This window comes from Pseudohaliea sp., assembly GCF_054552115.1.
In genome coordinates, this window is sequence record NZ_JBTOLW010000019.1 from 19,957 (window position 1) to 45,480 (window position 25,524).

Below are 25,524 nucleotides of genomic sequence, written 5' to 3' on the forward strand. Positions count from 1 at the left end.
TTGAGAGCCAGAGGAAAGACCCGATGCTGTTCCGCAAGCAGAGCAAGAAAGAAAGCGGCGCCGGCGCCGCGCAGTTGGAGGCGAAGCTGGAAACCGTCGCCGCCCGGGAGAAGCTGTACCGGCTCCTGGCCGATGATTTCCTCGGCTGGCTCGGCGACTTCGCGCTGGACGAGGCGGACATCGACGCGGCCGGCTTCCGAGGCGGCCTGGAGAAGCTCCGCGCGCGGCTGCGCGAGCTCGACAGGAAAGACAAGGCGCCGGCGCCGGTCAACCGGCACGCCGCCTTCATTCCGGAATTCATCGCCCGCCAGCAGGGCCACCTGCAGGAACGGGACCGGGAGCTGCGCGATGTCATCGGTATCCTGACCCGGGCCGTGGTGGACATGAATTCGCGCAACGAGGCCTACGATTCCACGGTCCGCGAGCAGCTTGACAGCATGACGGAGCTGACCCGCCTGGAGGACATACGCCGGCTCCGCTCCGGTCTCCTCGAGGAGCTGGGCCAGCTCCGCCAGACGCTGGAGAAAAAGCAGCAGGCCGACGCATCGGGCATGCACGGCCTGAAGGACCAGGTGGACGTCCTGCGCGTGGAGCTCGAGCAGGCCCAGGAGGAGTCCCGCCGCGACGGGCTCACCGGCACCTTCAACCGCCGCGCCTTCGACAGTTTCCTCGGCGGCCTGCTGGACCCGGGCGGCGCGCGCCGCAGGAAGTTCGCGCTCATGATGCTCGACCTCGACAACTTCAAGCACATCAACGACCGGCACGGCCACCCCGTGGGCGACCGGGTGCTGCTCGCCCTGGTCGGCATCTGCCGCAGCGTCATCCGCAGCGAGGATTTCTTCGCCCGCTACGGCGGCGACGAGTTCGCCATCGTCTTCACCGGCGCCTCGGCACGCATCGCCGCGCGCAAGGGCCGCGAGATCTGCGAGATCGTCAACGGCACCGTCTTCACCACCGAGGAAACCGACGATGAGCCGGCCGTGAACCTCGCCATGAGCGTCAGCATCGGTGTGACGGAGCACCAGGCGGGGGACGATTACGCCGGGCTCATGAAACGGGCCGACGACGCGCTCTACCTCGCCAAGGGCGAAGGCAAGAACTGCGTCCGGACCGGCTGAACGAGCATGGTCCGGACGGGTACCCCAGCGGGCCCGGGAGGTGACGGCGGCACCACGCCCGGGCCGTTGCTCCCGGCCGCCGTCCACCCCTTCCCCGACCTCCTGGCGCTGACGCCGGAGGCGGTCCTCGAACGCTACCGGCAGCAGCAGCGCGCGGATTTCGAGGCCGCCTTCCGGCGCCTGCGGGAGGGGGGCGGCATGCTGCCGGCCCTGCCCGCCCTGCGCGCCGCACTGGCGCTTGATCCGGGCAATCCCGTCGGCCGCAATGCGGCCCCGGACAGGATGCAGGCGCTGTTCACCGAGCTGCACGAACATGTCATGGCTCACCCGGTCTGGGTGCATCCGTTTTTCCGGCGCTTCTTCGACGCCGCCATGACCCGGGACCAGGCCGCCCGTTTCCTGTGCCACTACCTGAACCAGGTCAAGAACACGCGCCAGTGCGTGGCGCTGGCCTGCGGCCGCTTCCACAGCCTCGCCGCGCTGCCCTTCGGCCCGCTCAACGAGGCCGTCTCCGAGCTGGTGCAGGTGGTGCTCGCCGGCCTCCTCGCAGACGAGTACGGCACCGACGGCCAGCCGGCGGACCGCGGCGCCACGCTGGCCATCGACGAACTGGTCAACAAGCGCACCCATATCGTGCTGTACCGCCAGCTGTTCGAACTGCTGGCGGTGGAGCCGGCCGACCAGGATGTGCCCTTCCTGCCGGAGGTCGCCGACAACGTACTGGTGCAGCGACTGCTGGCAGGGTCCGGGGCCTTCCGCGAGATCGAGGCGCTGGCCTCCGTCGGGCTGGGCATGGAATGGGGCGTGCCGACGATTTTCTCACTGCTTCTCGGCGGGCTGCTCCGGCTCGCCGGGCGCGAGGGCCTCGCCTGGACACCCCGCCATGTGGAAGTGCTGTCGGGGCACGTGCGCCAGGACGTGGAACACGCGATCGCGGTGATGGTGGCCACGGCGCTACTGGTCCAGGACGAGGAGGACGTCGAAGCCATCAGGAACGCGACCAACATGCTCATGGCGAGCCGCTACGCCATGATGAGCGGCCTCTATCGCGCTGTTTTCGGCGAACCCTGCGCGTCGATCGGGGAACTGGACCTGGCGCAGCGATACCGGGTCGCCGATCGCCGCATCGCCGACGCGCTGCGGGAAGCGCGCACGCGCGTGCCGACCGACCGGGTCCCGGACCACGCCCGCTGGTCATCCAGCGACCACGTGCCCTTTGTTTTCGCCTGAAGGCACTTCCCCACGGCTTTACAAGCGAGGGCGTATGCGCCATTTTTACGGCTTTCGGGGCGGGATCGTGCCATGCTCGCGACGCCGGTAAACCTCGGGCAGCGGGCACGGCAGCGGTGAGCCGGGGCGGCGCTGCCTACCTCGACAGCGCCCCGCGCCGGGCGCCCGCGCGTTTCCGCCCCGGGGAAAGCCTCGACGGACTCGGGCCCGCGGACTACGGCTTGCGCATCCTGTTCCAGGGCCTCCCGCTGGCGGTCGCCGGCAACCTGTTCCTCGCCGTCCTCCTGGTGGCCGTGCTGTGGTCTTCCACGCCGGCCGCGATGGCCACCGGCTGGCTCGCGCTGCAGGCGGCGCTGCAGGCACTGCGGCTCTGGCTCTGGTCGTCCTTCGAGCGCGCCGGCGCTGCGGCGGGCGCGCAGGCGCCGCGCTGGCTGCTGCGCTTCCGGGCGGGCGCTATCGCCACCGGCGCCCTGTGGGGGGCGGGGGTGGCGGTACTCTTTCCCGCCACAGACCTGACCCTGCAGGTTTTCATGGCCTTCGTGCTCGCCGGTCTCAGCGCCGGGTCGGTCACCTCCCTGGCGCCGGATCGCGCCAGCCTGCTCGCCTTCACCCTTCTCTCCCTGCTGCCCCTGCTCGCCTGCTTCCTGCTGCAGCCCGGCGTCATGGCCACGGCGATAAGCGCGATGATCGCAGCCTTTGTCGGCTTCGAGCTGTTCAGTGCCACGCGCCAGTGGCGCCTCCTGTCCGCGAGTTCAACGGCGGCGGCCAGGCAGCATGCCATGGGCGATGTGCTCACCGGGGCGGCCGCGCGGCTGCTTGCCTCCCGCGCCGACACCCTCGATGCGGCCATCGACGACGCGCTGCGCCTCGCCGGCGAGCGCCTGTCCGCCGACCGCGCCTATCTGTTCCAGGCCTCCGCGGACGGCAGCTGCATGAACAACACCCACGTGTGGTGCGCCCCCGGGGTCGCGCCACAGAAAGACGCGATGCAGGGTATTCCCGTGGAGGCCTTCCCCTGGGGGTGGCCGCAGACACGAAAGGGGGATGTCATCCTCGTGTCTCACATCGACGAGCTCCCGGCGCAGGCGGAGGAAGAGAGGGCCCTGATGGAGAGCCAGGGCATCACGGCCATCTGTATCGTACCGATCGAACGGGACGATCGTACCACGGCCTTCATCGGTCTCGACCAGGTCGGCAAGCCGCGCCCCTGGGAAGCACAGGAGGTGCAGCTGCTCGGCGTGCTGGGCGGTCTGATCAACAGCGCCCTGCTGCGCGCGGCGGGCGAGGCGGAACTGGCGGAGGGCCTCGGCCGGCTGGACGCCACGCTCGCCTCGACCCGGGAAGGCATCCTCGCGGTCGATGCCGACGGCCGGGTGCTTTTCATGAACCAGCCTTTCCGGGACCTGTGGCAGCTGCCCGCCGCGCTGGCCCGGCCGGGCACCACGGACGCGGAGCTTCTCGCGCATGCCAGCCGCCAGCTGGTCGATCCGGATGGCTTCATCGCTCGTGTGCGCGAACTCTACCGTGCAGCAGACGGCGCCATGGACCTGATCGAATTGCTCGACGGCCGCGTCCTCGAGCGCTCGTGCCTGCCGCTGCGCGGCAGCGCCCGGGCCGGCGGGCGGGTCTGGTGCTTCCGCGATATCACCGAGTGGAAGCGCACCCAGCAGGCGCTCTCGCAGCGGACTGACGAGCTGCTGGAAGCGCAGCGGCTCGCGTCCCTCGGCCACTGGCGCGCCGACCTGGCCACCGGCGAGCTGCACTGGTCCGAGGAGGTCTACCGGATCTTCGGCCTTTCCCCGCAGCGTCACACGCCGAGCGTGGACGCGTTCCGCGAGGCCGTGCACCCCGGGGACCGGGAGCGGGTGCGGGCAGCGGAGCAGCTCGCACAGGAGACCGGTCACTACGACGTCGTCCACCGCATTGTGCGCCCGGACGGCACGGTCCGGACCGTGCAGGAGCTGGCCCGCGTCCTGCCCGGCGAAGGGGGACGCCACATGCACGGTACCGTGCAGGACATCACGCAGCGGGTCGAGGCCGAGGAACAGGTCGCGTCGACGCAGGCCAAGCTCGCCCTGGCGGCGCAGACGGCCCGGCTGGGCATGTGGGAGCACGAGCTCGACAGCGACCGCTTCAGCTGGAACGACCAGCTGTGCAGGCTCACCGGCCTGCCCCCCGGCACACGGGGCGGCAGCAGCGCCGACTGGGAGGCGCTGATCCATCCCGAGGACCGGCCGGCCGTGAAACGCTATGTCGAGGGCCTTCGCGACAGGGCTGCAGGCCGGGTCGGCCACGGCCCGCGGCGTCCGGCCGCTGCCGACGGTGACGACTGGGACCGGTTGTTCCGTATCCAGCGCCACGACAACGGCGAGGTGCGCTGGATGCGCGGCATGGGCGAAACGCTCTGCGACGATGACGGCGTTCCCTGCCGCATGGTGGGCACGATCCTCGACGTGACCGAGCTCATCCGGGCCAGGGAGGCGGCGGAAGCGGCCAGCCGGGCGAAGTCCGAATTCCTCTCCAGCATGAGCCACGAGCTGCGGACACCGCTGAATGCCATCCTCGGCTTCGGCCAGCTGCTGGAAACGGACGGCGCCGTGCCGGAGGCGCAGCGGGATCACGTGCGGGAGATCGTGGATGCGGGCCAGCACCTGCTCTCCCTGGTAAGCGATGTCCTCGATCTCGCGAAAATCGAGGCGGGGGAGTTGCAGCTTTCACCCGCGGTGGTCCCGCTCGCCCCGCTGGTGGGAGAATGTCTCGCGCTGGTGGCGCTGGCGGCCGAGCGGCGCGGCGTTTCCCTCCACTGCGGGATCCCCGGCGACGCCACCGTCCGCGCCGACCGCCGGCGCCTCAAGCAGGCACTGGTCAACCTGCTGTCCAATGCCGTCAAATACAACCGTGAAGGTGGTACAGTGCGGGTCGCGTGCAGGCCGGCGGGGGAACACCGCGTGCGCATCCTGGTCAGCGACGAGGGGCCGGGTATCGCGCCCGAGCGGCAGGCCGAGCTGTTCGAGCCGTTCAACCGCCTCGGCGCCGAGGGCGGCACCATCGAGGGCTTCGGCATCGGGCTGAACATTACCCGCCACCTGGTCGATGCGATGGGCGGCGCCATCGGCGTAAAAAGTACACCGGGCAGTGGCAGCACCTTCTGGGTAGCGTTGCCGACGGAAAGGGGACAGATGCATTGACTCAGCGTGACGGCAAAGAGGGCGCGGATCAGGAAGCCGCTGCCGCGGGAACGGCAGGAGCGGCCCAGGCCGTGCTCGTCGTCGAGGACAACCCGGCGAACCTGAAGCTCATGAGCAGCGCCCTCGGGCGGCTCCCGGGCATCGAGCTGCTGACCGCGCAGCGCCCGGCCCACGGGCTGGAGCTCGCCCGGGAGCACCGGCCGGCGCTGGTTCTCATGGATATCAACATGCCCGGCATGAGCGGCTATGAGCTGCTGGAACGGCTGCGGGAAGACGAGGCGCTGAAAGCCATCCCGGTGCTGGCGGTGACCGCCAACGCCATGCCACAGGATGTCGAGCGCGGGCGGCAGGCGGGCTTCGCCGACTACATCACCAAGCCCATCAACCTGGCCGCGCTGCTGGACAGCGTCAGCCACTGGCTCGGCCGCTGAGCCCATGCCGCCGGCGGGGTCGGAGCCATGACCAGCTGGTTTGACCAGCATCTCGGCCTCATCTACCAGGGCTACGGCCTCGCCTTCTTCGCGCTCGGCGTCGCCGCCCTCATGGCCCGGGAGCGTGCCCCCGGCGCCAGCGCGACGGCGAACCTCGGCTGGCTCGCCGCCTTCGGCCTGCTGCACGGGCTGCAGGAATTCATCGACGGTGAACGGCTGCGCAGCGACGCGGCCTGGCTCGCCCCGCTCGCCACCCTGCTGCTGGTGACCTCCTTCGCCGCCCTGTTCGAGTTCGGCCGGCGGCAGTGGAACAGGCGGAAGCTGCGCCCCCGGCTCGCGGCCCTCCCGCTGGGTCTCGCCGCCGGCGCGGCAACGGCGGGGCTCGCCCTGGCGCTGCCGTCGCCTGCGGCCAGCCTGGAGCTCGGTGGCCGCTACCTCCTCGGCGCGCCCGGGGCCCTGCTGGCCGGGCTGAGCATGCTCGCCGGTGCCCGGAGCGAAGCGCCGGCCTTCGCGGGAAGCAGCGCGGGGGCCTGGCTGCGGCTGTCCGCGCTGGCCATGCTGGCCTATGCGGCCCTCACCCTCCTCGTGTCGCCGGCCTCCGGCGCGCTGCTGGCGGGCTGGCTGCCGACCACGGCGGATTTCGCCGCCCTCACCGGGCTCCCGGTGCAGCTTCCCCGGGGCCTGTGCGCGGTCTTCCTCGCCGTCGGCTTCGTCAACTTCTTTATCCAGCGCCGCCTCATCGAGGCAACCCGGGGCGAGCTCGCACGCCTGTCGCGGGTGGCCAGCGAGACGACCAACGGCGTCATCATCACCGACCCCACCGGCGCTATCGAGTGGATCAACCCGGGCTTCACCCGGATCACCGGCTACACGCTGGAGGAGATCCGCGGCCGCAAGCCGGGGGCAGTGCTGCAGGGCCCGGCCACGGACCGTGATACCGTGGCCGCCATCGGTGCCGCGCTGGCGCGCCGCGAAGGGTTCGAGGCCGACCTCGTCAACTATACGAAGACCGGCGAACCCTACTGGATCCGGATCAGCTGCAACCCCTTGCATGGCCCCGACGGCACGCTGCAGGGCTTCATGGCCATCGAGTCGGAGATCACCGAGCAGAAGCAGAATGCGGAGAAGCTCGAACGCAGCGAGAGCCTGATGCGCGGGCTCTTCGAGACCGCGCCCGTGGGCATCATCCTCAACGACTTCGCCAGCACCCGCCTCATCGACTGCAACGCCGCCTTCCTCGCCCAGACCGGCTATACGCGCGAGGAACTGCGCGAGCTGAGCATCCGGGACGTGACCCCCGACGAGTACGCGGAGAGTGACCTGCGGGAATTCAAGCAGGTCCGCGACACCGGGCGCTACGGGCCCTACGAAAAGGAGGCGCTGCGCAAGGACGGCAGCCGCTATCCCGTTCGCCTCCAGGGCGTGGTCGTGGAGGACCCGTCCGGCGCGAGGGTGATCTGGAGCTTTGTCGAGGACATCTCGGCACAGCGGGAATTCGTGGCCCGGCTTCGGGAGGAGGCACAGTATACCGAGGCCATCCTGCAGCAGATGGTCGACGGCCTCGTCACTATCGACGGCGACGGCCTCATCCAGTCCGTGAACCCGGCGGCGGAGCGCATCTTCGCCTACGCGGCAGCGGACATGATCGGGCAGAACGTGGCGATGCTGATGCCGTCCGCCCACGGCCGTCGGCACGACAGCTACATCAGCAACTACCGGACCAGCGGTGTCGCGAAGATCATCGGCAAGGGCCGCGAGCTGGAGGGCCGCCGCAGCGACGGCACACTCTTCCCCATCGACGCCGCGGTCTGGGAGATCGAGCGCTCGGGCCGGACCCTGTACGTCGGGCTGATCCGCGATATCACCGAGCGCAAGCGGCTCGAGGATGACCTCTGGCGTCTCAACCAGTCGCTGGAGGAGCGCATCGCGGAGCGCACCAGCGCCCTGGACGCGGCCCTCCAGCGCAACCGGATGATCATCGATACGGCCCTCGACGGGTTCCTGGTGCTGGACGGCGACGGCCATGTCCGCGAGGCGAACCCTGCCCTCTGCACCATGCTGGGCTATGAGAAGGCCGAGCTGGAGGCGCTGACCCTGAGGGATATCGAGGCCATCGACAGTGAAGACGAATTCATGGGCAAGGTCGAGCGTGTCAGGACCCGGGGTCATGCGCGTTTCGACAGCCGGCACCGGCGCAAGGACGGATCGACGGTGGAAGTCGAGGTTAGCATCCGGGCACTCGAGCTGGATGGGGAGGACTGCTACTACGCGTTCATCAACGACATCAGCGAGCGCAAGGCGGCGGAAGCCGCCCTGCGCGAGTCCCGCGACGAGGCGCAGCGGGCGAACGCCGCCAAGTCCGATTTCCTCTCCCGCATGAGCCACGAACTGCGCACGCCGCTGAACGCCATCCTCGGCTTCACGCAGCTCCTGCAGCTGCCCGGCGCGCGCGCCCTGGATGAACAACAGGACGAGCAGGTGCGGGAGATCCACGAGGCCGGCAAACACCTGCTGACCCTGGTCAACGAAGTGCTGGAACTCGAGCAGATCGAGAGCGGGCAGCTCGCCGTCGACGTCGCCCCCGTGGCGCTGCCGCCGCTCCTCGAGCACTGCACCCGGCAGGTCGGCCCCGCAGCATCGGCGCGCGGGATCACAGTAACGGTGGACGCCGGGGTGCCCTGCACGGTGCTGGCCGATCGCACGCGAATCCGGGAGGTGCTGCTGAACCTGCTCTCCAACGCCATCAAGTACAACCGCGAGAGTGGACGCGTCGCGGTCTCCGTCACCCGCCGGGACGGGGCCGTTCGCGTCGCCGTGCGCGACACCGGCCCGGGCCTCAGCGATGCGCAGCAGGCGCGCCTGTTCCGGCCCTTCGAACGCCTGGAAACCGCCTACGAGGGCATCGAGGGATCGGGCATCGGGCTCGCCATCGCCAGGCGGCTGGTCGAGGCGATGGCCGGGCGGATCGGCGTGGAGAGCGCACCGGGCGAGGGCAGTACTTTCTGGTTCGAGCTGCCGCCGAGCGATGACCCGGAGCCCGCTGATGCGCCGGCACTGCAACCCGCCCAGCCGCCGGACCCGGTGCCGCAGGCGCGCCGGAAGGTCCTGTACGTGGAGGACAGCCCGGCGAACCTGCGCCTGGTCGAGAAGTTCCTGGCCCGGCGCCCGGCCATCAAGCTGCTCACGGCGGGCACGGCGGAGGAAGGGCTCGCGCTGGCAGCGAGGGAGCGCCCGGCCCTGATCCTCCTCGACATCAACCTGCCCGGCATGGACGGCTTCGAGGCCCTGCGCCGGCTGCGGGAAAACCCCGTCACCCGCGACACCCCGGTGCTGGCGGTCACCGCCAACGCCATGCCGCGGGATGTCGAGCGCGGTCGCAAGGCGGGCTTCGCGGACTACCTGACCAAGCCCCTTGATCTCGCGGAACTGCTGGCCCGTATCGACCGGTGGGCGGCAACGGAGACCGCGGGATGACGCACGGGCGGGATGACCTGGCGCGGGAGCGATCGCTGAGCGGGCGCTTCGCCGAGCGGCTGCGGCAACTCGAACGGAGCCTGGCCACGGGCGCCCCGGAGAACGCAGACTTCCGTCGCCTCGCCGCCGGCCTCTGCGACGCGGCGGACCGCCTCGGCCTCGAGACCCTGGCCCGGGACAGCCGGCGCCTGCTGTCCGGCGCCACCCCGGACCCCGGTGCCCTGCGCGGCGCGCTGCCCACGGCGGAGGCGCTGGCCGAGCGCCTGGCCGCAGCGGCCGGCTCCCCGTCACCGGGCGGTGGCGTGCAGCTGCCGTGCCGCGATGCCGCCGACCATGGGGAGCCCGCCCTGCTGTTGCTCAGCAGGAACGAGCCTCCGGCCCGGGGCCTGGCGCAACTCTTCAGCGATCCCCCCCGCGGCCCGGACAGCCGGCGGCGGATCGTGACGACACCGGCAGAGGCGGTGGCCACGGTACAGGGCTGGCCGGACGTGGTGACGGTCCTGCTCATTGACGAGGACAGCTTTACCGAGCCGGTGACGGCCCGGCTGGGCGCGGCGCTGGGCACGGAGCTGCAAGCGGGCCGGCTGGCGATGGTCCTGCTGACCGGCAACCGGACCCTGGAAACCCTGCAGCGCGCCGGGGCGGCGGGCTGCAGCGCCGTGGAAAGCCCCGACCGGGGGGAGTTCGCGCTGGGCCCCTGCATCCAGGCGGCGGCAGCGCAGTGCCGCGCGACCAGCGGCGCCGCTACCGTGCTGCTGATGGATGACGACGAACTGCCGCGCGCCGCCTGCGCGGCGCTGCTCGAGGCCGCCGGCCTCGCCGTGGTGACACAGCAGGCGCCGGCGGAGCTGCCGGCTGTGATCGACGAGCTGCGCCCGGACCTGGTGCTCCTGGCCGCAGCGGCCAACGGATCGTCGCCCGCGGAACTGACGGAGCTGCTCGCGCTGCTTTCGCCCGCCGTCGACCCAGCCATCGCTGCCCTGGCCGGCGAGGCCACCCCCACCGGGGAGCGCGAACGCCTGCTGGCCGCCGGCGTCGAGGTCCTGGCGGCCGGCCGCGACGCCGCGCAGCTGCCGGCCCGGGCACGCAGGCTCGCGCTGGCGCACCGGGCACGGCGACTCAAGAGCGAGCGCCGGCTGCAGCGCAGCCTGGACCTCGAGCAGGCGTCCAGGGCGGTGAACGAGCACGCCATGGTGACCGCCACCGATGCGGAGGGCCGGATCTTCTATGCCAATGACAGGTTCTGCGCCATCGCCGGCTACCGCCGGGAGGAGCTCATCGGCCAGGAACACAGCCTGATCCGCTCCGGCGCCCATCCGCCAAGCTTTATACGCGGCATCTGGGACACGATCGCGGCCGGCCGCAGCTGGCACGGCACGATCTGCAAACGGGCCCGGGACGGCAGCCACTTCTGGGTGGAGACGACGATCGTGCCCTTCCTGGACAGCGAAGGGCGGCCCTACCGCTACGTGGCCCTGCGCACCGACGTCACCCGGCTCGTAGAAAGCGAGCGGGCGAATTTCCTCCGCTCCCGGGCCATCGAGGCGGCCACCAGCGGCATCATGCTCGCCGACATGCGCAGCCCCGATGAGCCGATCATCGAGGTCAACGCCGCCATCGAGACCATCACCGGCTACCGGCCCGAAGAGTTCATCGGCCGCAACTGCCGCTTCCTGCAGGGGCCGGACACGGACCCGGCGGCCGTCGGCGAGCTTCGCGCGGCGCTCCGGGAAGCGCGCTCGACCGAGGTTACCCTGCTGAACTACCGCAAGGACGGCACGCCCTTCTGGAACCAGCTGACCCTGTCACCGATCTTCGACGAGCACGGGCAGCTGACCCACGTCATCGGCATCCAGACCGACGTCACCGCGCGCGTCGAGGCCGAGCAGGCGGAAGCACGGGAGCGGAAGCGCCTGCAGCGGGCGCAGCAGTGCGCCAACATCGGCACCTGGGAGTGGGACCCGCGCAGCGGTGACGTGTACTGGACCGAGGCCATCGCCCCCATGCTGGGCTATGCCGACGGCGAGCTGGAAATGACCTTCGATGCCTACGTCGCCGCCATCCACCCGGAGGACCGGGAGGCAGTCCTGGCCGCGGCGGACCGCTGCGTGGCGACCGGCGAGCCCCTGGAGATCGAGCACCGGGTCCTGTGGCCGGACGGCACCATTGCCTGGCTCCACGAACACGGTGCCGTGGAGCGCTCACCGGACGGGGAGGTGTTGCGCGTGGTCGGCGTGGTGCAGGACATCAGCGAGCGCCGGCGGGCCGCCATGGAGCTGGAGGCCGCCCGCGAGCAGGCCGACCGGGCCAACCGGGCAAAGTCCGAGTTCCTGTCGCGGATGAGCCACGAGCTGCGCACGCCGATGAACGCGGTGCTCGGCTTTGCCCAGCTCATCGAGGCGGACCCGGAACTGCCGGAAGAGCACCGGGAGAACTGCGGGGAGATCATCCGGGCCGGCCATCACCTGCTCGAGCTCATCGATGACGTGCTGGATCTCAGCAAGATCGAGGCGGGCCACATCGAGGTTGTCACCGAGGCCGTTTCCCTGGCGCCGCTCGCAGAGGAATGCCTGAGCCTGGTCGGGAGCATGGCACGGCGCCATGAGGTCACCCTTCACCAGGAAGTGGCCGACGAGGCCATGGCCTGGGCGGACCCGAAGCGCCTGAAGGAGGCGATCCTGAACCTCCTGTCGAACGCGATCAAGTACAACCACCCCGGGGGGCAGGTATCACTGCGAAGCGAAGTCCAGCCATCGCTGCGGCGGATCTGCATCCACGTCGTCGACACGGGAACGGGCATCCCCGAAGACAAGCTGGAACGGCTCTACGAACCCTTCGAGCGGCTGGGTGCTGACAGCACCGCGATCGAGGGCACCGGCATCGGCCTCAGCATCACCCGGCGCCTGGTGGACCTCATGGCCGGCAGTATCAGCGTTCAGACTGCGGCGGGGCGGGGTTCCACCTTTACCATCGAGCTGCCCCTGGCCGGCGCGCTGCACCCATCGACCAGCGTGGCGGATACGCACTGAGGGGAAGCCAATCCGGCGCCGCAACGCCTGCGTAGCCTCCACACACTCCCTCCGAGTCTCCTGATGCGCCGCCTCTACTGGTTTCAGAACGACCTGCGCCTTGCCGACAACCCGGGCCTCGCGGCCCAGGCCGAGGGCGAACAGCTGCTGCTGCTCTACCTGTGGCCGCGGCAGCGTCCCTGGTGCCACCAGCAGGGACCCGGACCGCAGCGGGAGCGCTTCCTGGTGGAGAGCGTCCGCGCCCTGCGCGAAGAGCTCGCCGCCTATGGCCAGGACCTGCTCGTACTGCAGGGATCGCCGGAACTGGTCATCCCGGAGCTGGTCGCACAGCTCGGTATCGACCGGGTGGCCACGGCACGGACCCCCGGCGCCTACGAGGACGCCGCGCTGGCCCGGCTCCGGCGCACGCTGTCCGTCCCGGTCGAGGTACACACCGGCAATACGCTGTTCGCCGAGGCAGACCTGCCCTTCCCGCTCGACGGGCTGCCGCCGCAGTTCACCCCCTTTCGCCACGCCGTGGAGGAAAGGGCCGTCCCGCTGCCGCCGCTCCCGGCGCCGACGCTGCTCCCGCCGCCGCCGGCCGTGCCCTTCGATGAAACGCCCCTTCCGCCCACCCGCCCGCCCGCCGCGCTGCCGCTGCGCGGCGGCCGCGCCGAGGGCGAGCGCCGCCTCGCCCGCTTCGTGAGCCCCGAGGGCGGCCTCTACCGCTACAAGGAGACCCGCGACGGGCTCGACCCGCTCGACGGCTCTTCCACCCTGTCGCCCTGGCTGGCCACCGGCTGCCTGTCGCCGCGGGAGGTAGCCGCGGCCATCGCCGACTGCGAGGCCGCCCACGGCGCCAACGAATCCAGCTACTGGCTGTACTTCGAGCTGCTCTGGCGCGAGTTCTACCACTGGCGGGCACTCGCCGACAGCCGCAGCCTGTTCCGCCTGCACGGCGGAGGCCGCAAGCGACGGCTGCACAACTGCACCTTCGAGCCGCGCAACTTCGCCCGCTGGTGCCAGGGCGATACCAACTTCCCGCTGGTGAACGCCTGCATGCACCAGCTGGTGGAGACGGGCTGGATGAGCAACCGCGGCCGCCAGCTGACGGCCAGCTGTCTCGTGCACGAGTACGGCATCGACTGGCGCTTCGGGGCGGCCTTCTTCGAGAAGCACCTCATCGACTTCGATGTCGCCAGCAACTACGGCAACTGGCAGTACCTTGCCGGCGTCGGCGCCGACCCGCGCGGCGGCCGCCGCTTCGACCAGGCGGCGCAGGCCGCGCGCCACGACCCGGAGGGCGTGTTCACGGCCAAGTGGGACGGGGAGCGGCCGGAGCAGCCGGACTACGTCACCGACGCCGCCGACTGGCCCATCGGCCACTGATAGTGTCGCGGAAGCCCAAGCCGAGCAAGGTCTGCCCGGTGTGTGAGCGCTCCTTTACCTGGCGCGCCCGCTGGAAGACGAACTGGGAGGAGGTGGTGTACTGCTCCCGGCGCTGCGCGGGCCAGCGCTGGAAGCGGCGGGACCGCCGGAACGGCTAGCCGTCCCCGGGCGCGAGGCGCTCGAGCTCGCCGTCGGCCCAGGCGACGATCGCCTCGCGCTCGGCGGCCCCGCGCTTCTGCCAGCTGCCCACCATGAGCCCCATGCGGGCGTTCTTCTTCAGGTAGTCGGCATGGCGGGCGATGAAACGCCAGTAGAGGGCGTTGTAGGGGCAGGCGCCCTCCCCGGTGGTCCTGCGCACATCGTAGCGGCAGCTCGCACAGTGATTGCCCTGGCGCTGGATGTACTTGCCGGAGGCAGCGTAGGGTTTGCTCGCCATGATGCCACCATCGCCGTAGAGCGCCATGCCGAGGGTGTTAGGCAGCTCGACCCACTCGAAGGCGTCGACGTATACCGCGAGGTACCAGTCGCACACCGCGCGCACGTCGAGGCCGGCGAGCAGGGCGAAATTGCCGATAACCATGAGCCGCTGGATGTGATGGGCGTAGCCGAGGTCGAGGGTCTGGCGAAGCGCCTGCTGCAGGCAGCGCAGGTCCGTCTCCCCGCTCCAGAACCAGCCGGGCAGGGGCCGGTGCGCGTCCAGGGCGTTGCGCTCGCCGTAGCCCGGCATGTGCAGCCAGTAGATGCCGCGCACGTACTCGCGCCAGCCGAGGACCTGGCGGATGAAGCCCTCGGCCGCGGCCAGCGAGCACCGGCCGCCGCGCCAGCGCGCCTCCGCCGCCCGGCACAGGGCCAGCGGCTCGAGCAGGCCGATATTGAGGTACATGGAGATGAGGCTGTGGAACAGCCAGGGTGACTCCTCCGCCAGCGCGTCCTGGTAGGTGCCGAAGCGGTCCAGCGCGTGGTCGAGGAACCACTCGAACTGTGCTTCCGCCTCGGCGGGGGTCACCGCGAGACGGAAGGCCTCGAGGTCCCCGGGGTTTTCCGGGAAACGCTCGGCCACCAGGGCCAGGACGGCCTCCGTGATGGCATCCCGCGGCGCTGCCGGGCGCTCCGGCACCGCTTCACGGTTGCGCCAGCCGCTGCGGTTGTCGGCATCGTAGTTCCACTGGCCGCCCTCGGGCTGGCCGTCGTCGTCGAGGAGCAGGTCGTAACGGCGGCGCATCTCCCGGTAGAAGTACTCCATGCGCAGCTGCTTGCGCCCCTTGGCCCAGGCGGCGAAGTCGTCGATGGAGCAGAGAAAGCGCGTGTCCTCGATCAGCGTCACCGGCACACCCAACCGCTCCTCCCAGCCCGCCATCGCCTGCGCCAGGCGCGCCTCACCGGGCTCGCAGCAGCGCAGTGCTCCGGCTTGCGCGGCATCCAGCGCCAGCCGGGCAGCGGCCTCGAGGCTTTCCACGCCGTCCTCGCAGGCGATGTAGTGCACCGTGTAGCCCTCGGCCTCGAGCGCCTCGCGAAAGTGGCGCATGGCGGAGAAGATCAGCGCGATCTTGTGCCGGTTGTGGGCGACGTAGGCGGCCTCCTCGGCCACCTCGGCGAGGAGCACGACGTCACGCTCGCGGTCCGTGGCGGCGAGGGCGGGGTTGGCAAGGGAGAGCTGGTCGCCGAGGATCAGCGTCAGGGTCGCATCGCTCATGGAAGAAACTTACGCCCGCGGCGCACCGCGGGCGTGCTCCTGTCGCGCTTCAGTCGAACTTTTCCAGCAGCAGCGTGTCGCCGAGCTGGTTCGCGGCGATGTCGTCCTCGCAGAACGGGAAACGCACCCAGCGCTTGTCTGCGTAGAGTTTTGTCTGGTCCGCGAAGTGCGGCGAGGCCGGGTCCGTGGACTGCGACGGCACCAGGATAACATCGGCAATGGGGCATTCGCTCTCGTCCCAGGTCACGGCCTGGAGGTAGGAGTTGCCCGACGACGGGTTGGCGTAGCCGCCCTCGGAAAGGCCCGCGCTGATCGCGCCGTATACCCCCATGCTGCCCGAGCCGCCGTGGATCGGCACCCGCTCGTTGCCGCGTTCGAGAAACTGTACCTCGCCCCAGGGCGCATCGAGGGCGACACCGGCATCGGCCAGGCGCTTGCTGGCGGCGGCGAGGGCCTCGATGACGCGGGTCGCGTTCGCCGGCACATCAATGGCAATGCCGCGCGGCGTGTTCAGCGGATCCGCCGGATCGAAGTCCACCGCCCAGAACTCATCACTGGCGACCACGTTCTGGAAGCCGTCGCCAAGCTCGGCGCGAATCTCCCGCCAGAACTCGTTGAAGAGCTGGGCGCCGCGGCTGTCCAGCTCCACGCGCCGGTCCCAGGCGGCGAGCACCGCGCAGGCCTCGCTCACCGCTTCGGCAGCCTCACGCTCGCAGACCGCGAGCACGTCGTCGAGGGTAACCTCGGCGCCGTAGACGCGGTTCGAGTACATCATCCCTTCGAGGGTATCGAGGGTGAACAGGGGTGTCTCGGAAAGGCCGTCCGTGGCCACCTTGCGCTCGGCGACCATGAGGTGGCCGATGCGCGTGCGCAGGAACTGCTGCAGGCCCTCGTAACCGAGCGGGCCCATGATCGTCGGGAAGCCCTCCAGGGGATTGTTGGCGTCGCTCAGCCAATAGCTGTTGTTACTGTTGCCCACGTAGTCCCGGGTGCGCAGCTGCGGCAGCAGGCGGCTGGGGTAAAGCCCGCTGCCCTCGGGCGCTTCCGGATCCTCGCCCCAGGCACAGCCCGGGTCGGCGCCGTCGAGCGCCAGGATCACGTTGCTGGTGGCGTCGGCGAGCAGCGGCCCGAGGACACCGTCCACGCAGCGGTCGAGCTGCGCCTGCGTCAGGTAGGGAATCGCCGAGATCTCGCCGTAGAAAGCCTCGCCGTTGCGGTCGGCCGCGAGCTCGTGGAACACGGGGTTGCCGAGCTTGTCGAGGGCGGCGATGTAACCGTCGAGGTCCGTGGCCTTGCCCTTTTCGATCCACTGCTCGATGCCGCGCACACCGGTATCGAGGTTGGCATCCTTGAAAGCGAGCAGGCGGCCACCGGGCAGGGGCCAGCCGCCGAGCAGCGGCGACACGCCGGCGAGGTTCACCACCGGGCCGTAGCGGGTCTCATAAAAGGTGTAGCTGCGCGTTTCCATGCTGCCGTCGGCGAGCCTGACGTCGACCTCCACGGGGACGGGGACAATGTCCTCCCAGCTGCCGTCGTAGTCGTACTGCAGCGGGTCGTCCGGGTTCAGGGTGAGCTCGTAGAGCGTGAAGCGGTTGGCGTAGGACACGGTGTGGGTCCAGGCCACGTCCTTGTTGAAGCCGATGCCGATGAAGGGGAAGCCGTGAAGCGCGGCCCCCGCAACGTCGTACTCGCCCGGCAGGGTCAGGTGCGCCTGGTACCAGGCACCGGCACCGAACCAGGGCTGGTGTGGGTTGCCGAGGAGCATGCCGCTGCCGTCCACGGTGGCCTCGCTGCCGAGGGCGAGGCCGTTGCTGCCGCGGTCGAGGTCGCGAAGCTCGGCCGCAGCCGCGCCGATGGCCTCGCGGGCGCCCGCGAGATCTTCCGGGCTGACATCCGGCGCCATGGCATCGGGGCCGGTTACCGAGAGCAGCGCGTTGCGGAAGAGGCCCTGGTCGGAGCTGCCGCGCAGGGCCTCCCGGCGCAGGTAGTAGAAGTAATCGACCACGTCGAAGGCATAGACCCAGTCGGCGCCGCGACAGCCGAGCTCACCTTCCGGGAGGTTGTCGACGCCGGTCTCGTCGAGGTAGCGGTTCATGCCCGCGGTAAAACCGCTCGCGAGGTCCCGGGCGAAGGGCGGCAGCGCGTCGATGAACTCGGCGCGGAAGGACTCGCGGTCGCCGTTCAGGTAGGTGAACAGAAGGTCCGACCCGACGCTGCCCATGCCCTCGCCCATGAGCGCCGCCGACCGGCCCGTGGCGAAGACGATCTCGCGCATGGTCACGCAGAAGTTGTCCTGCGCATAGGCATAGCCGAAGCCGTAGCCAAGGCTCTCCCAGTCATCGGCCTTGATGTGCGGGATGCCGTACTCGGTGCGGCGGATCTCCGCGCTCAGCACGGGTTCCGGCTCCGGCTCCGGCGGTTCCGGTGCGGGCGGGATGTCGGGGCCGCTGCCGTCGCTGCAGGCGATGATGGCGAGCGGCAGCAGGCAGGCGGCGAGCAGGGGCTTGAGCGGCATCGGAGGTTCCTTCTTGTTGTTGCTGCTGGTTATTGCTACTGGTTATTGCTTCTGGTTATTGCCTTTGGGTGTTGCTTCCGGGTATGGCTTATCGTGCTGGCGTGGTGCCGTCCCGCATTCTAGCCAATCCGGGGGGCGATGCAGGAAGCGTTGCAGCGCGCACGCCCCGGCACAGACAGCCGTCAGAGGCGCTCGACCATCAGCGCATTGGCGTCGACCCTGGCATCCATGCGGTTCGCCAGCAGGAACATGCCGCCGACCTTGCGGTGGAAGTAGACCACGTCCGTCGGCGGCGCGTGCCAGAAGTCGGCATAGGTGGCGGCCTTGCGGGCGAGGGCGGCGAGCCGTTCAGGCATGTCCGAGGCGCCGAAGTCGTAGGGCCCCTCGTGGCGCAGGGGCTCGAGGACAAGCAGCAGCAGCTCGAGCAGCAGGGCCCGGTACTCGCCGTCCTCATCGCCGACGGCGTAGCCGACCTTCTCCGCCGCCTCGGCCATGGCGTCCGTGTCACCGTCGATCGCCGCACCCGCCAGTTCCCGGTAGCTGTCGACGAAGCCTTCCTCGAAGCGCCGGGTGGCGCCGAAGTCCAGCAGCACGATCTCGCCGCTGGCGTAACGGTACTGGTAGTTCGCGAAGTTCGGGTCCGTCTGCACCATGTGTAGATCGAAGAGCTCGGTGACCATGAGGCCCACCAGCGCGCTCATCACACGGTCGCGCTCCGCCCGGGGCTTGCGCGCCAGGCTCTCCATCGGTCCGCCGCTCTCGTAGCTCATGGCGAGCACGTTCCCGCGGGTGAGGTCCCGCTGCAGCCGCGGCAGCACGAAGCGCTCGTCGTCGCCGAGCACCCGGTGGAAGTCCTCGAGGTACCCGGCCTCCAGGAGGTAGTCCGCCTCATCCTTGAGCTGTCGCTTGGCATCCTCGAGGAGCGGTTCGACGTCCACGTGCGACGGCAGCACGTTCGCCACGCGCAGCACATAGGCAATGTTGTCGATGTCGCTGTCGATGCTGTCGGCGATGCCGGGGTACTGGATCTTGAGCGCCAGTTCCTCCCCCTCGTGGCTCACGGCCCGGTGCACCTGGCCGATGGACGCGGCGGCGACCGGGTGCGGGTCGAACTCGGCGAACTTGCGCCGCCAGGCCTTGCCGTAGGCGTTACGCAGGGCCGCCTCGAGCTGCGCCTCCGGCATGGCGGTGGCCTCGGAGCGCAGCCGGGCGAGGATGTCGGCGAGTTCCCGCGGCAGGAAGTCGCCGTTGTCCATGGACAGGATCTGCCCGAGCTTCATGGCGGCGCCGCGCATCTCCGAGAGCTGGTCCGCCACCCGGCGGGCGTTGCCGGGCGTCAGCAGGAGGTCGCGCTTGCGCGGGCGCTTGCCGGCGCGCCACTGGCGGGTGCCCTCGGCGAGCATGCTGCCGGCGACCCTCCCGGCGAGGCCCGCCACGCGCAGGGCACGCCCGGTGCGGCCCGTGGGTACCGCAAGGCTGCGGGTTCTCTCGCGGCCGGCCTCCTTGTCGCTGTCCTCGCTCACGGCCCTGTTTCGCCCCCTTCCTCCGCGTGATCGTCGATGTAGTCGTGGACCGTGTCGTGGGCGTTGAACTGCGCGTCCAGCACGGCGATGAAGGTGAATACGCCGGTGAGCTTGCGCGCGATCATGGCGAACTCCCGCGACGGCGTGGCGAAGTGGCGCGTCGCCGCCGAGGAGGCCGCCTGCCTGCCCACGCGCTGCATGAGCCGGGAGCGGCCCCAGCAGTACGCACCGCGGCGGTTCAGGTACTCCCGGGGCAGTGCCTCCGGCGGGCGCAGGGGCTCCAGGAGCTGCAGGCAGAAGTCACTGAAAGTCTGCCGGGCAAAGTCGCTCGAGTCCTCGCGCAGGCAACCGAGGCCGACCAGCGCAGCGACCAGGGCCTCCCGGTCCTGGCGCTGGCCGGCGGCGATGGCGCTGCCGAGGTTGGCGAGGAAGTCGTCGTCGCAATGGAGCGTCGAGCCGAAGTCCAGCAGCACCAGCTCGTCGCCATCGGCGCGGCGGCGGATGAGGAAGTTGCCGAAGTTGGGGTCGGTCTGCAGGAGGCCCCAGTCGTAGAGCTCGAGGAAGAACAGTTCAAGCATGGCGCGCCCCAGCGCGTTGCGGCGCGCCAGCGACAGCTTTGCCACCGCCGGCGACCCCACCGGGTCGCCGTCGATGTACTCGAGGGCCAGCACCGTCCCGGCGCAGTAGCGGGCGTAACGCACCGGTACGTGGTAGTGGATACCCCGCGCCGCAAAGGCCTCCCGGCGCTCGGCAACCAGCGCGGCCACCCGGTCGCCGATAGCGGCCTCGCGCTCGTAGTCGATCTCGTTGTGCAGCTGCTGGCGCAGGCTGCCCAGCCAGTCATCCAGCTCGCGGCCCGCCTTGATCCAGCGCGCGAGCAGGAGCATGCGCACCACGGCATCGAAGTCGCTGTCGATGACGTCTGCGAGGCCCGGATACTGCACCTTGAGGACGATGGCTTCGCCGGTCTTGCGGATCACCGCGCGGTGCACCTGGGCGAGGGAGGCGGCGGCGATGGCCTCCGGCTCCACCTCGAGCTCGTCGAGGCGCTCACCCAGCGCTTCGCGCAGCGCCGGCTCGATTTCCGGCCAGGGCAGCGGCTCCGTGGCCGCCTCCAGCTCGTGCAGCGCCTCAGTCAGGGCGGGCGGCAGGAAATGCTCGCCGAGCAGGGCGAACATCTGGCCGATCTTCACGTAGGTGCCCTTGAGGCGCCCCAGTTCGGCGACGAAGCGCCGCGCTTCGCGGCGCAGCAGCTCCGAGTCCTGGCCGTCGCCGCCGCGCAGGCGGCTGAGGGCGCTGTCGAGGGCAAAGGCGCCGCCCGCGCGCAGGCCGGCCACGGACACGGCGAGGCCGCGGCCGAAGGCGCCGCGGCGCGTCAGGGAGGGTCGTTTGCTCATCAGCTACCGTCAGGCCTTTCTTAAGCTTCGTCGCAAATTGCCGGGGCGGAGGGTGGAGCTTGCCCCCAATCGCTCCCCGACCCACGCTTTGTGGGGGCAAGCTCCACCCCCCGCACCTACCGTTGAAGCACTGAGCGAAGCACCGGGGTCCTGCGCGACAGGGCTGCCGCGGGCGACTAACGGTAGCGCTTTCAGGCGGCGTCCAGCAACAACCCGGCCAGTCGCTTGCGGTGGTGCCGGGCGTCGCCGTACTGCTGCTGCACCCACTGCGCGCGGCGGATGTAGAGCTGCGCGTCGCACTCATAGGTGAAGCCCATGCCGCCGTGGAACTGCACCGCCCGGTCGCCTGCATGACAGAGCGTTTCCGTGGCCTGGGCCTTGGCCATCCGGCAGGCGATCTCCGCATCCCGGCCCAGGGCCTCGTCGCCGACCAGGGTGGCCCCGTGGTAGACGAAGGAGCGGGTGGCATCCACGGCACAGAGGATGTCCACGGCCGGGTGCTTGAGGGCCTGGTAGGAGCCGATGAGCCTGCCGAACTGCTTGCGGGTCTTCAGGTAATCCACCGTGGTGTCCAGGCAGGCCGCCGCGCTGCCGGCGGCCTCCGCCGCGACGTAGAGGGCACCGAGGAGCGCCACGTCGCGCAGCGCCGGCGCTACCGAGGGCCCGACGATGAGCGCCGCGGGCTCCACGCCGGTGAAGTCCACGGTCGCCGCGCGCCGGGTCTGGTCGATCAGCTCGCTGTCGCGGACCCGCGTGCGATCGAAATGATCGCGGTGGACGAGCGCCAGGGCGGGCGCGCCGTCCACCGTGAGCACGACGAGGTAATGCTGGGCGACGTGGGCGTCGCCCACCAGCCGCTTCGTGCCGACAAGCAGGCCGTCGTCGTCGAGGTGGCAGGCGGGCGCGGCGCCCCAGTCGCCGTCCTCGAGCTGCGCAATGGTGGCCACCGCCCCCGCGGCGATCGCCGCCAGCACCTCGTCGTGCATGCCGGGAGCCGCGCGCCGGAGAAGCTGGCCGGCCAGGGTCGTGTTGAGGAATGGCGTGCCGAGCATGGCCCGCCCCATGGCCTCGAGCACGGGCACCACGCTGCCGGCGCCGAGGGCGGAGCCACCGGCGCTTTCCGGGAGCGCGATGCCGGTCCAGCCGAGTTCCACGAGGGCTGCCCAGGTATCCGGGTCGTAGCCACGGTGTGTCTCCAGCTGTGCCCGTACCACCTCGCGCGGTGCCTTGTCGCGGCAGAACTCCCGGGCAACATCCAGGAGCATGGCCTGTTCTTCGGAAAGGGCGATTTGCGTAGTGCCGACCAGGGACATGGGCGACCTCCTATTTCGGCAGGCCGAGCACATGCTCGGCAATGATGTTGGCCTGCACCTGGCTGGTGCCGCCGCCGATGGTGGCGGAGAAGCTGTTCAGGTAGGCGCGCTGCCAGAAACCGCCGGCCACTGCCTCGTCATCACCGACGTAGCGGGCGCCATCGGCACCCTGGGCGGCGATGGCAAACTGGCGCATGCGCCGGGTGTACTCGGTCCAGCGCAGCTTGTGCGACAGGGGCAGGGAAAACGGGTAGTCGGTGGTCAACGGCGCGATGGCAGCGCGCTTGTCGCCGAGGGCAATGGCTTTTTCCTCCATCGCCAGGCGAACGAGCTGATCGCGCAGCAGCGGATCCTCGAGCACCGGCGCGCCGTCGCGGCGCACGTCCGCGAGCCCCGCGACGAGGTCGTCGAGCACGATCCGCACGAAGGCGAGACCGCCTGCGGCGCCGGCTTCGGCGCCGCGCTCGTACTGCAGGGTCTTCATGGCGATTTTCCAGCCGTCACCCTCCTCGCCCATCAGGCAGTCGGCGGGGATGCGCGCGTCGGTGAAGAAGGTCTCGGTGAAGCCGTACTCGCCGGTGAGCTTGCGGATCGGCCGCGCCTCGACACCGGGGACGGTCATGGGTGCAAGGAAGAAGGACAGGCCGTCGTACTTGCGCTCGGCTTCCGGGTTGGTGCGCGCCAGCAGGATCATGTACTTCGCGTAGTTGCCCATGGTGGTCCAGATCTTGGTGCCGTTGACCACGTAGCTGTCGCTGTCGCGCACGGCGCGGGTCTGCGCGTTGCCGAGATCCGAGCCGTGGTCCGGCTCCGAGAAGCCCTGGCACCAGATATCCTCGCCGGTGAGGATGCCCTTCAGGTACTTCGCCTTTTCCGCCTCCGTGCCGATCTCGTTGATCAGCGGGCCGGCCCAGCCGAGGCCGATGACGTTGAAGCAGATCGGCACCCCCGCGCGGCGCATTTCCTGGTCGGCGACGGACTGAAAGGCCGGGTCCATGCCGCCACCGCCATACTCCTTCGGCCAGGCAAGACCGAGGTAGCCGGCAGACCAGACGGTGTACTGCCACTCGCGCAGGAAGTCGAGTTGCTCGTCGCTGCCCACCTCCATGAAGGACTGGGGCAGCAGGAAGCCCGGGTCGGCGGGCCTGTTGTCCTTGAGCCAGGCCGAGACCTCGGCGCGGAAGGCGTCAAGTTCGTTCTGCGGGGCGGTCATGATGGTACCTCCGTTGGGCGGGGCTCAGCGGCCCTCGGGGAAGGGATTGAAGCCCGGGGCCCGTCCGTCGGCGCGCTGGAAGGCCGGGCGCGCCAGCAGCCGGTCCAGGTAGGCGGCGGTCTGCGGCTGGTAGCGGTCGTCGAGGCGCAGCACCCGCCCCAGGTAGAGCGCGTAGCCGATGGCCACATCGGCGATGGTAAAGCGGCCGGCGACCAGGTAGTCACGCGTCTCGAGGAAGGCATCCAGGCGACGCAGGCGCGCCAGGAACCACTTCGCATAGTCTTCGGCCACGGCGAGCTTCTCAGGAGCCGGCTCAAAGGCCGTGTAGCGCAGGTAGATCGTCTGCGGGAAGGTCAGTGTGGCGTCCGCCTGGTGCAGCCAGTTCAGGTAGTCGCCATATTCCGGGTGCGCGGGCTCGAGCCCCAGCCCCTGGTTCGGGTAGCGGTCGACGAGGTACTGGCAGATGGCGACGGACTCGGTCATGGAGCTGTCGCCGTCGGTGAAGTAAGGCACCGTACCCAGCGCATTCAGCTTGAGGAAATCCTTGTCGAGAAGCCGCGGCGGGAATTGCAGCACCTCGAGCTCGTAGGGAAGGCCCAGCTCCTCGAGGGTCCAGAGGGGGCGCAGGGAGCGGGCGCCGCCGCAGTGCCAGAGTTTCATCGTCATTCTCCTCTTCCGCCCCGGTCACAGCCCGTACTGGCGCGCCGCGAGGTCGCGCATGATCTCTTCCGAGCCGCCGCCGATGGCGTTGACCCGGACCTCGCGGTAGATCCGCTCGACGCGGTTGCCGCGAAGGTAGCCGATACCGCCGAGGACCTGCATGGCCTCGCGGGCACAGAACTCCAGGGTCTCGCTGGCCTGGACCTTGAGCAGGGCGATATCGCCGGGGTTGGCGCGGCCCGCCTCGATCGCCTCGTAGCAGGCGCGGAGGTAGGCCTGGGTCGCGTTCAACCGCTGCTTCATCTGGGCGATCTTGTGGCGGATCACCTGGTGGTCGGCGAGGCGCGTGCCGAAGGTACGCCGTTCCCGCGCCCACTGCACGGCCTCCTCGAGGCAGACGCGGCCGAGCGCCTCCATGGCCGCTGCCATGCCCATGCGCTCACCGTTGAAGTTGGTCATGATCACCCGGAAGCCCTGGTTTTCCTCACCGATGAGATTGTCCGCAGGCACACGCACGTTATCGAAGTACAGCGTGGCCGTGTCCGAGGCCCACCAGCCCATCTTCCGGTCCAGCGGCGTGCGGGAAAAGCCAGCGGCATCGGTGGGGATGAGCAGCATGGAGACACCGCCCGGGCCTTCGCCGCCCGTGCGCACGGCGGTGGACACCCAGTCCGCGCGCAGCCCACCGGTAATGTAGGTCTTGGAGCCGTTGACCACGTAATGGTCACCGTCACGCACGGCCGTCGTGGCGAGTGCCGCCACGTCGGAGCCGCCGCCGGGCTCGGTGATGCCGAGGCAGATGTGCTTCTCGCCGGCGAGCACCGGCGGCGCCACGGCCTGCTTCATCGCCTCGCTGCCCCAGTTGAGCACCGGCGGCAGGCCGATGCCGTGGACCATGAGGCTCGCGTTGACACCGCCGACGGCGAAGCGGGCCAGCTCCTCGGCGGCAATCCAGTGGTACCAGCTGTCGATGCCCTCGCTGGTGCCGCCGTACGCCTCGGGGTAACCGAGGCCGAGGAGGCCCACCGCCGCCGCCTTCGGCCAGAGCTCCGCCGGGATTCGACCGGCCTCATCCCAGTCGTCGGCGAAGGGCGCGATCTCCGTATCGACGAAGCGCCGCAGCTGCGTGCGCCAGGCCTCGTGGGCTTCCGTGAGGTTGGGATTGGGCAAGCGGGCGCTGTCGAAGTCCAGGGCCATGGGCACGCCTCCGGGCGCTTTGTTTGAGAATCGGCGTTGAGTGATGCTTGAGATATTTGAGTATAACTTTAGCCCCTGCCCGGCGAAAGCCCGCACCCTGCCGGCACGCGCCCTGCTGGCACGCGCAAAACGCGGGGCAGGTCACCCGCAGCAAGCCCCGGGGCGCCGCCAGCCC

16 protein-coding genes are annotated in these 25,524 nt (G+C 70.1%); 8 read left to right on the top strand and 8 right to left on the bottom strand.

The window, feature by feature from the left end; translation table 11 throughout:
- The first annotated feature begins 23 nt into the window (after nt 1–23).
- The 8 genes from ACX93N_RS10420 (at nt 24) to ACX93N_RS10455 (ending at nt 13,996) form a co-directional block, all read left to right on the top strand.
- Nucleotides 24–1,118, top strand: a complete 1,095-nt coding sequence (locus ACX93N_RS10420) for a GGDEF domain-containing protein (protein WP_459428355.1) — start codon at nt 24–26, stop codon at nt 1,116–1,118.
- Nucleotides 1,119–1,124: 6 nt separating this feature from the next.
- Nucleotides 1,125–2,348, top strand: coding sequence for a hypothetical protein (locus ACX93N_RS10425; protein ID WP_459428356.1), 1,224 nt, complete (start codon nt 1,125–1,127; stop codon nt 2,346–2,348).
- A 116-nt stretch (nt 2,349–2,464) separates the two neighbouring features.
- Complete coding sequence (locus ACX93N_RS10430) at nt 2,465–5,536, top strand: sensor histidine kinase (RefSeq protein ID WP_459428357.1); 3,072 nt, start codon at nt 2,465–2,467, stop codon at nt 5,534–5,536.
- Entirely contained in the window at nt 5,533–5,967 is a 435-nt protein-coding gene (locus ACX93N_RS10435) for a response regulator (RefSeq protein WP_459428358.1), read from the top strand. The genes ACX93N_RS10430 and ACX93N_RS10435 overlap by 4 nt, the downstream gene beginning before the upstream one ends.
- A 27-nt stretch (nt 5,968–5,994) precedes the next feature.
- Nucleotides 5,995–9,441 (top strand): hybrid sensor histidine kinase/response regulator, encoded by a 3,447-nt coding sequence (locus ACX93N_RS10440; protein WP_459428359.1) that lies wholly within the window; start codon nt 5,995–5,997, stop codon nt 9,439–9,441.
- Complete coding sequence (locus ACX93N_RS10445) at nt 9,438–12,470, top strand: PAS domain-containing protein (protein ID WP_459428360.1); 3,033 nt, start codon at nt 9,438–9,440, stop codon at nt 12,468–12,470. Before ACX93N_RS10440 ends, ACX93N_RS10445 begins: the two co-directional genes overlap by 4 nt.
- Before the next feature lie 63 nt (nt 12,471–12,533).
- Nucleotides 12,534–13,838, top strand: a complete 1,305-nt coding sequence (locus tag ACX93N_RS10450; RefSeq protein WP_459428361.1) for a DASH family cryptochrome — start codon at nt 12,534–12,536, stop codon at nt 13,836–13,838.
- Nucleotides 13,839–13,840: 2 nt separating this feature from the next.
- Nucleotides 13,841–13,996 (top strand): DUF2256 domain-containing protein, encoded by a 156-nt coding sequence (locus tag ACX93N_RS10455; protein WP_459428362.1) that lies wholly within the window; start codon nt 13,841–13,843, stop codon nt 13,994–13,996.
- Here the strand turns inward: ACX93N_RS10455 and ACX93N_RS10460 are convergent.
- The 8 genes from ACX93N_RS10460 to ACX93N_RS10495 form a co-directional block, all read right to left on the bottom strand.
- Complete coding sequence (locus tag ACX93N_RS10460; protein ID WP_459428363.1) at nt 13,993–15,531, bottom strand: cryptochrome/photolyase family protein; 1,539 nt, start codon at nt 15,529–15,531, stop codon at nt 13,993–13,995. The two genes, ACX93N_RS10455 and ACX93N_RS10460, sit on opposite strands and share 4 nt — an antisense overlap.
- A gap of 49 nt (nt 15,532–15,580) precedes the next feature.
- Entirely contained in the window at nt 15,581–18,046 is a 2,466-nt protein-coding gene (locus ACX93N_RS10465) for a penicillin acylase family protein (protein WP_459428364.1), read from the bottom strand.
- A gap of 182 nt (nt 18,047–18,228) precedes the next feature.
- Complete coding sequence (locus ACX93N_RS10470) at nt 18,229–19,569, bottom strand: ABC1 kinase family protein (protein WP_459428365.1); 1,341 nt, start codon at nt 19,567–19,569, stop codon at nt 18,229–18,231.
- Entirely contained in the window at nt 19,566–20,966 is a 1,401-nt protein-coding gene (locus ACX93N_RS10475; protein WP_459428366.1) for an ABC1 kinase family protein, read from the bottom strand. The genes ACX93N_RS10470 and ACX93N_RS10475 overlap by 4 nt, the downstream gene beginning before the upstream one ends.
- 191 nt (nt 20,967–21,157) lie before the next feature.
- Entirely contained in the window at nt 21,158–22,279 is a 1,122-nt protein-coding gene (locus tag ACX93N_RS10480; protein ID WP_459428367.1) for an acyl-CoA dehydrogenase family protein, read from the bottom strand.
- 10 nt (nt 22,280–22,289) lie between these two features.
- On the bottom strand, nt 22,290–23,492 hold the full coding sequence (locus ACX93N_RS10485) for an acyl-CoA dehydrogenase family protein (protein WP_459428368.1): 1,203 nt from the start codon (nt 23,490–23,492) through the stop codon (nt 22,290–22,292).
- A 24-nt stretch (nt 23,493–23,516) separates the two neighbouring features.
- A complete protein-coding gene (locus ACX93N_RS10490) occupies nt 23,517–24,152 on the bottom strand; it encodes a glutathione S-transferase family protein (RefSeq protein WP_459428369.1) in 636 nt (211 codons plus the stop codon).
- Between the two features lie 24 nt (nt 24,153–24,176).
- Nucleotides 24,177–25,349, bottom strand: coding sequence for an acyl-CoA dehydrogenase family protein (locus tag ACX93N_RS10495; protein WP_459428370.1), 1,173 nt, complete (start codon nt 25,347–25,349; stop codon nt 24,177–24,179).
- Nucleotides 25,350–25,524: the final 175 nt, after the last annotated feature.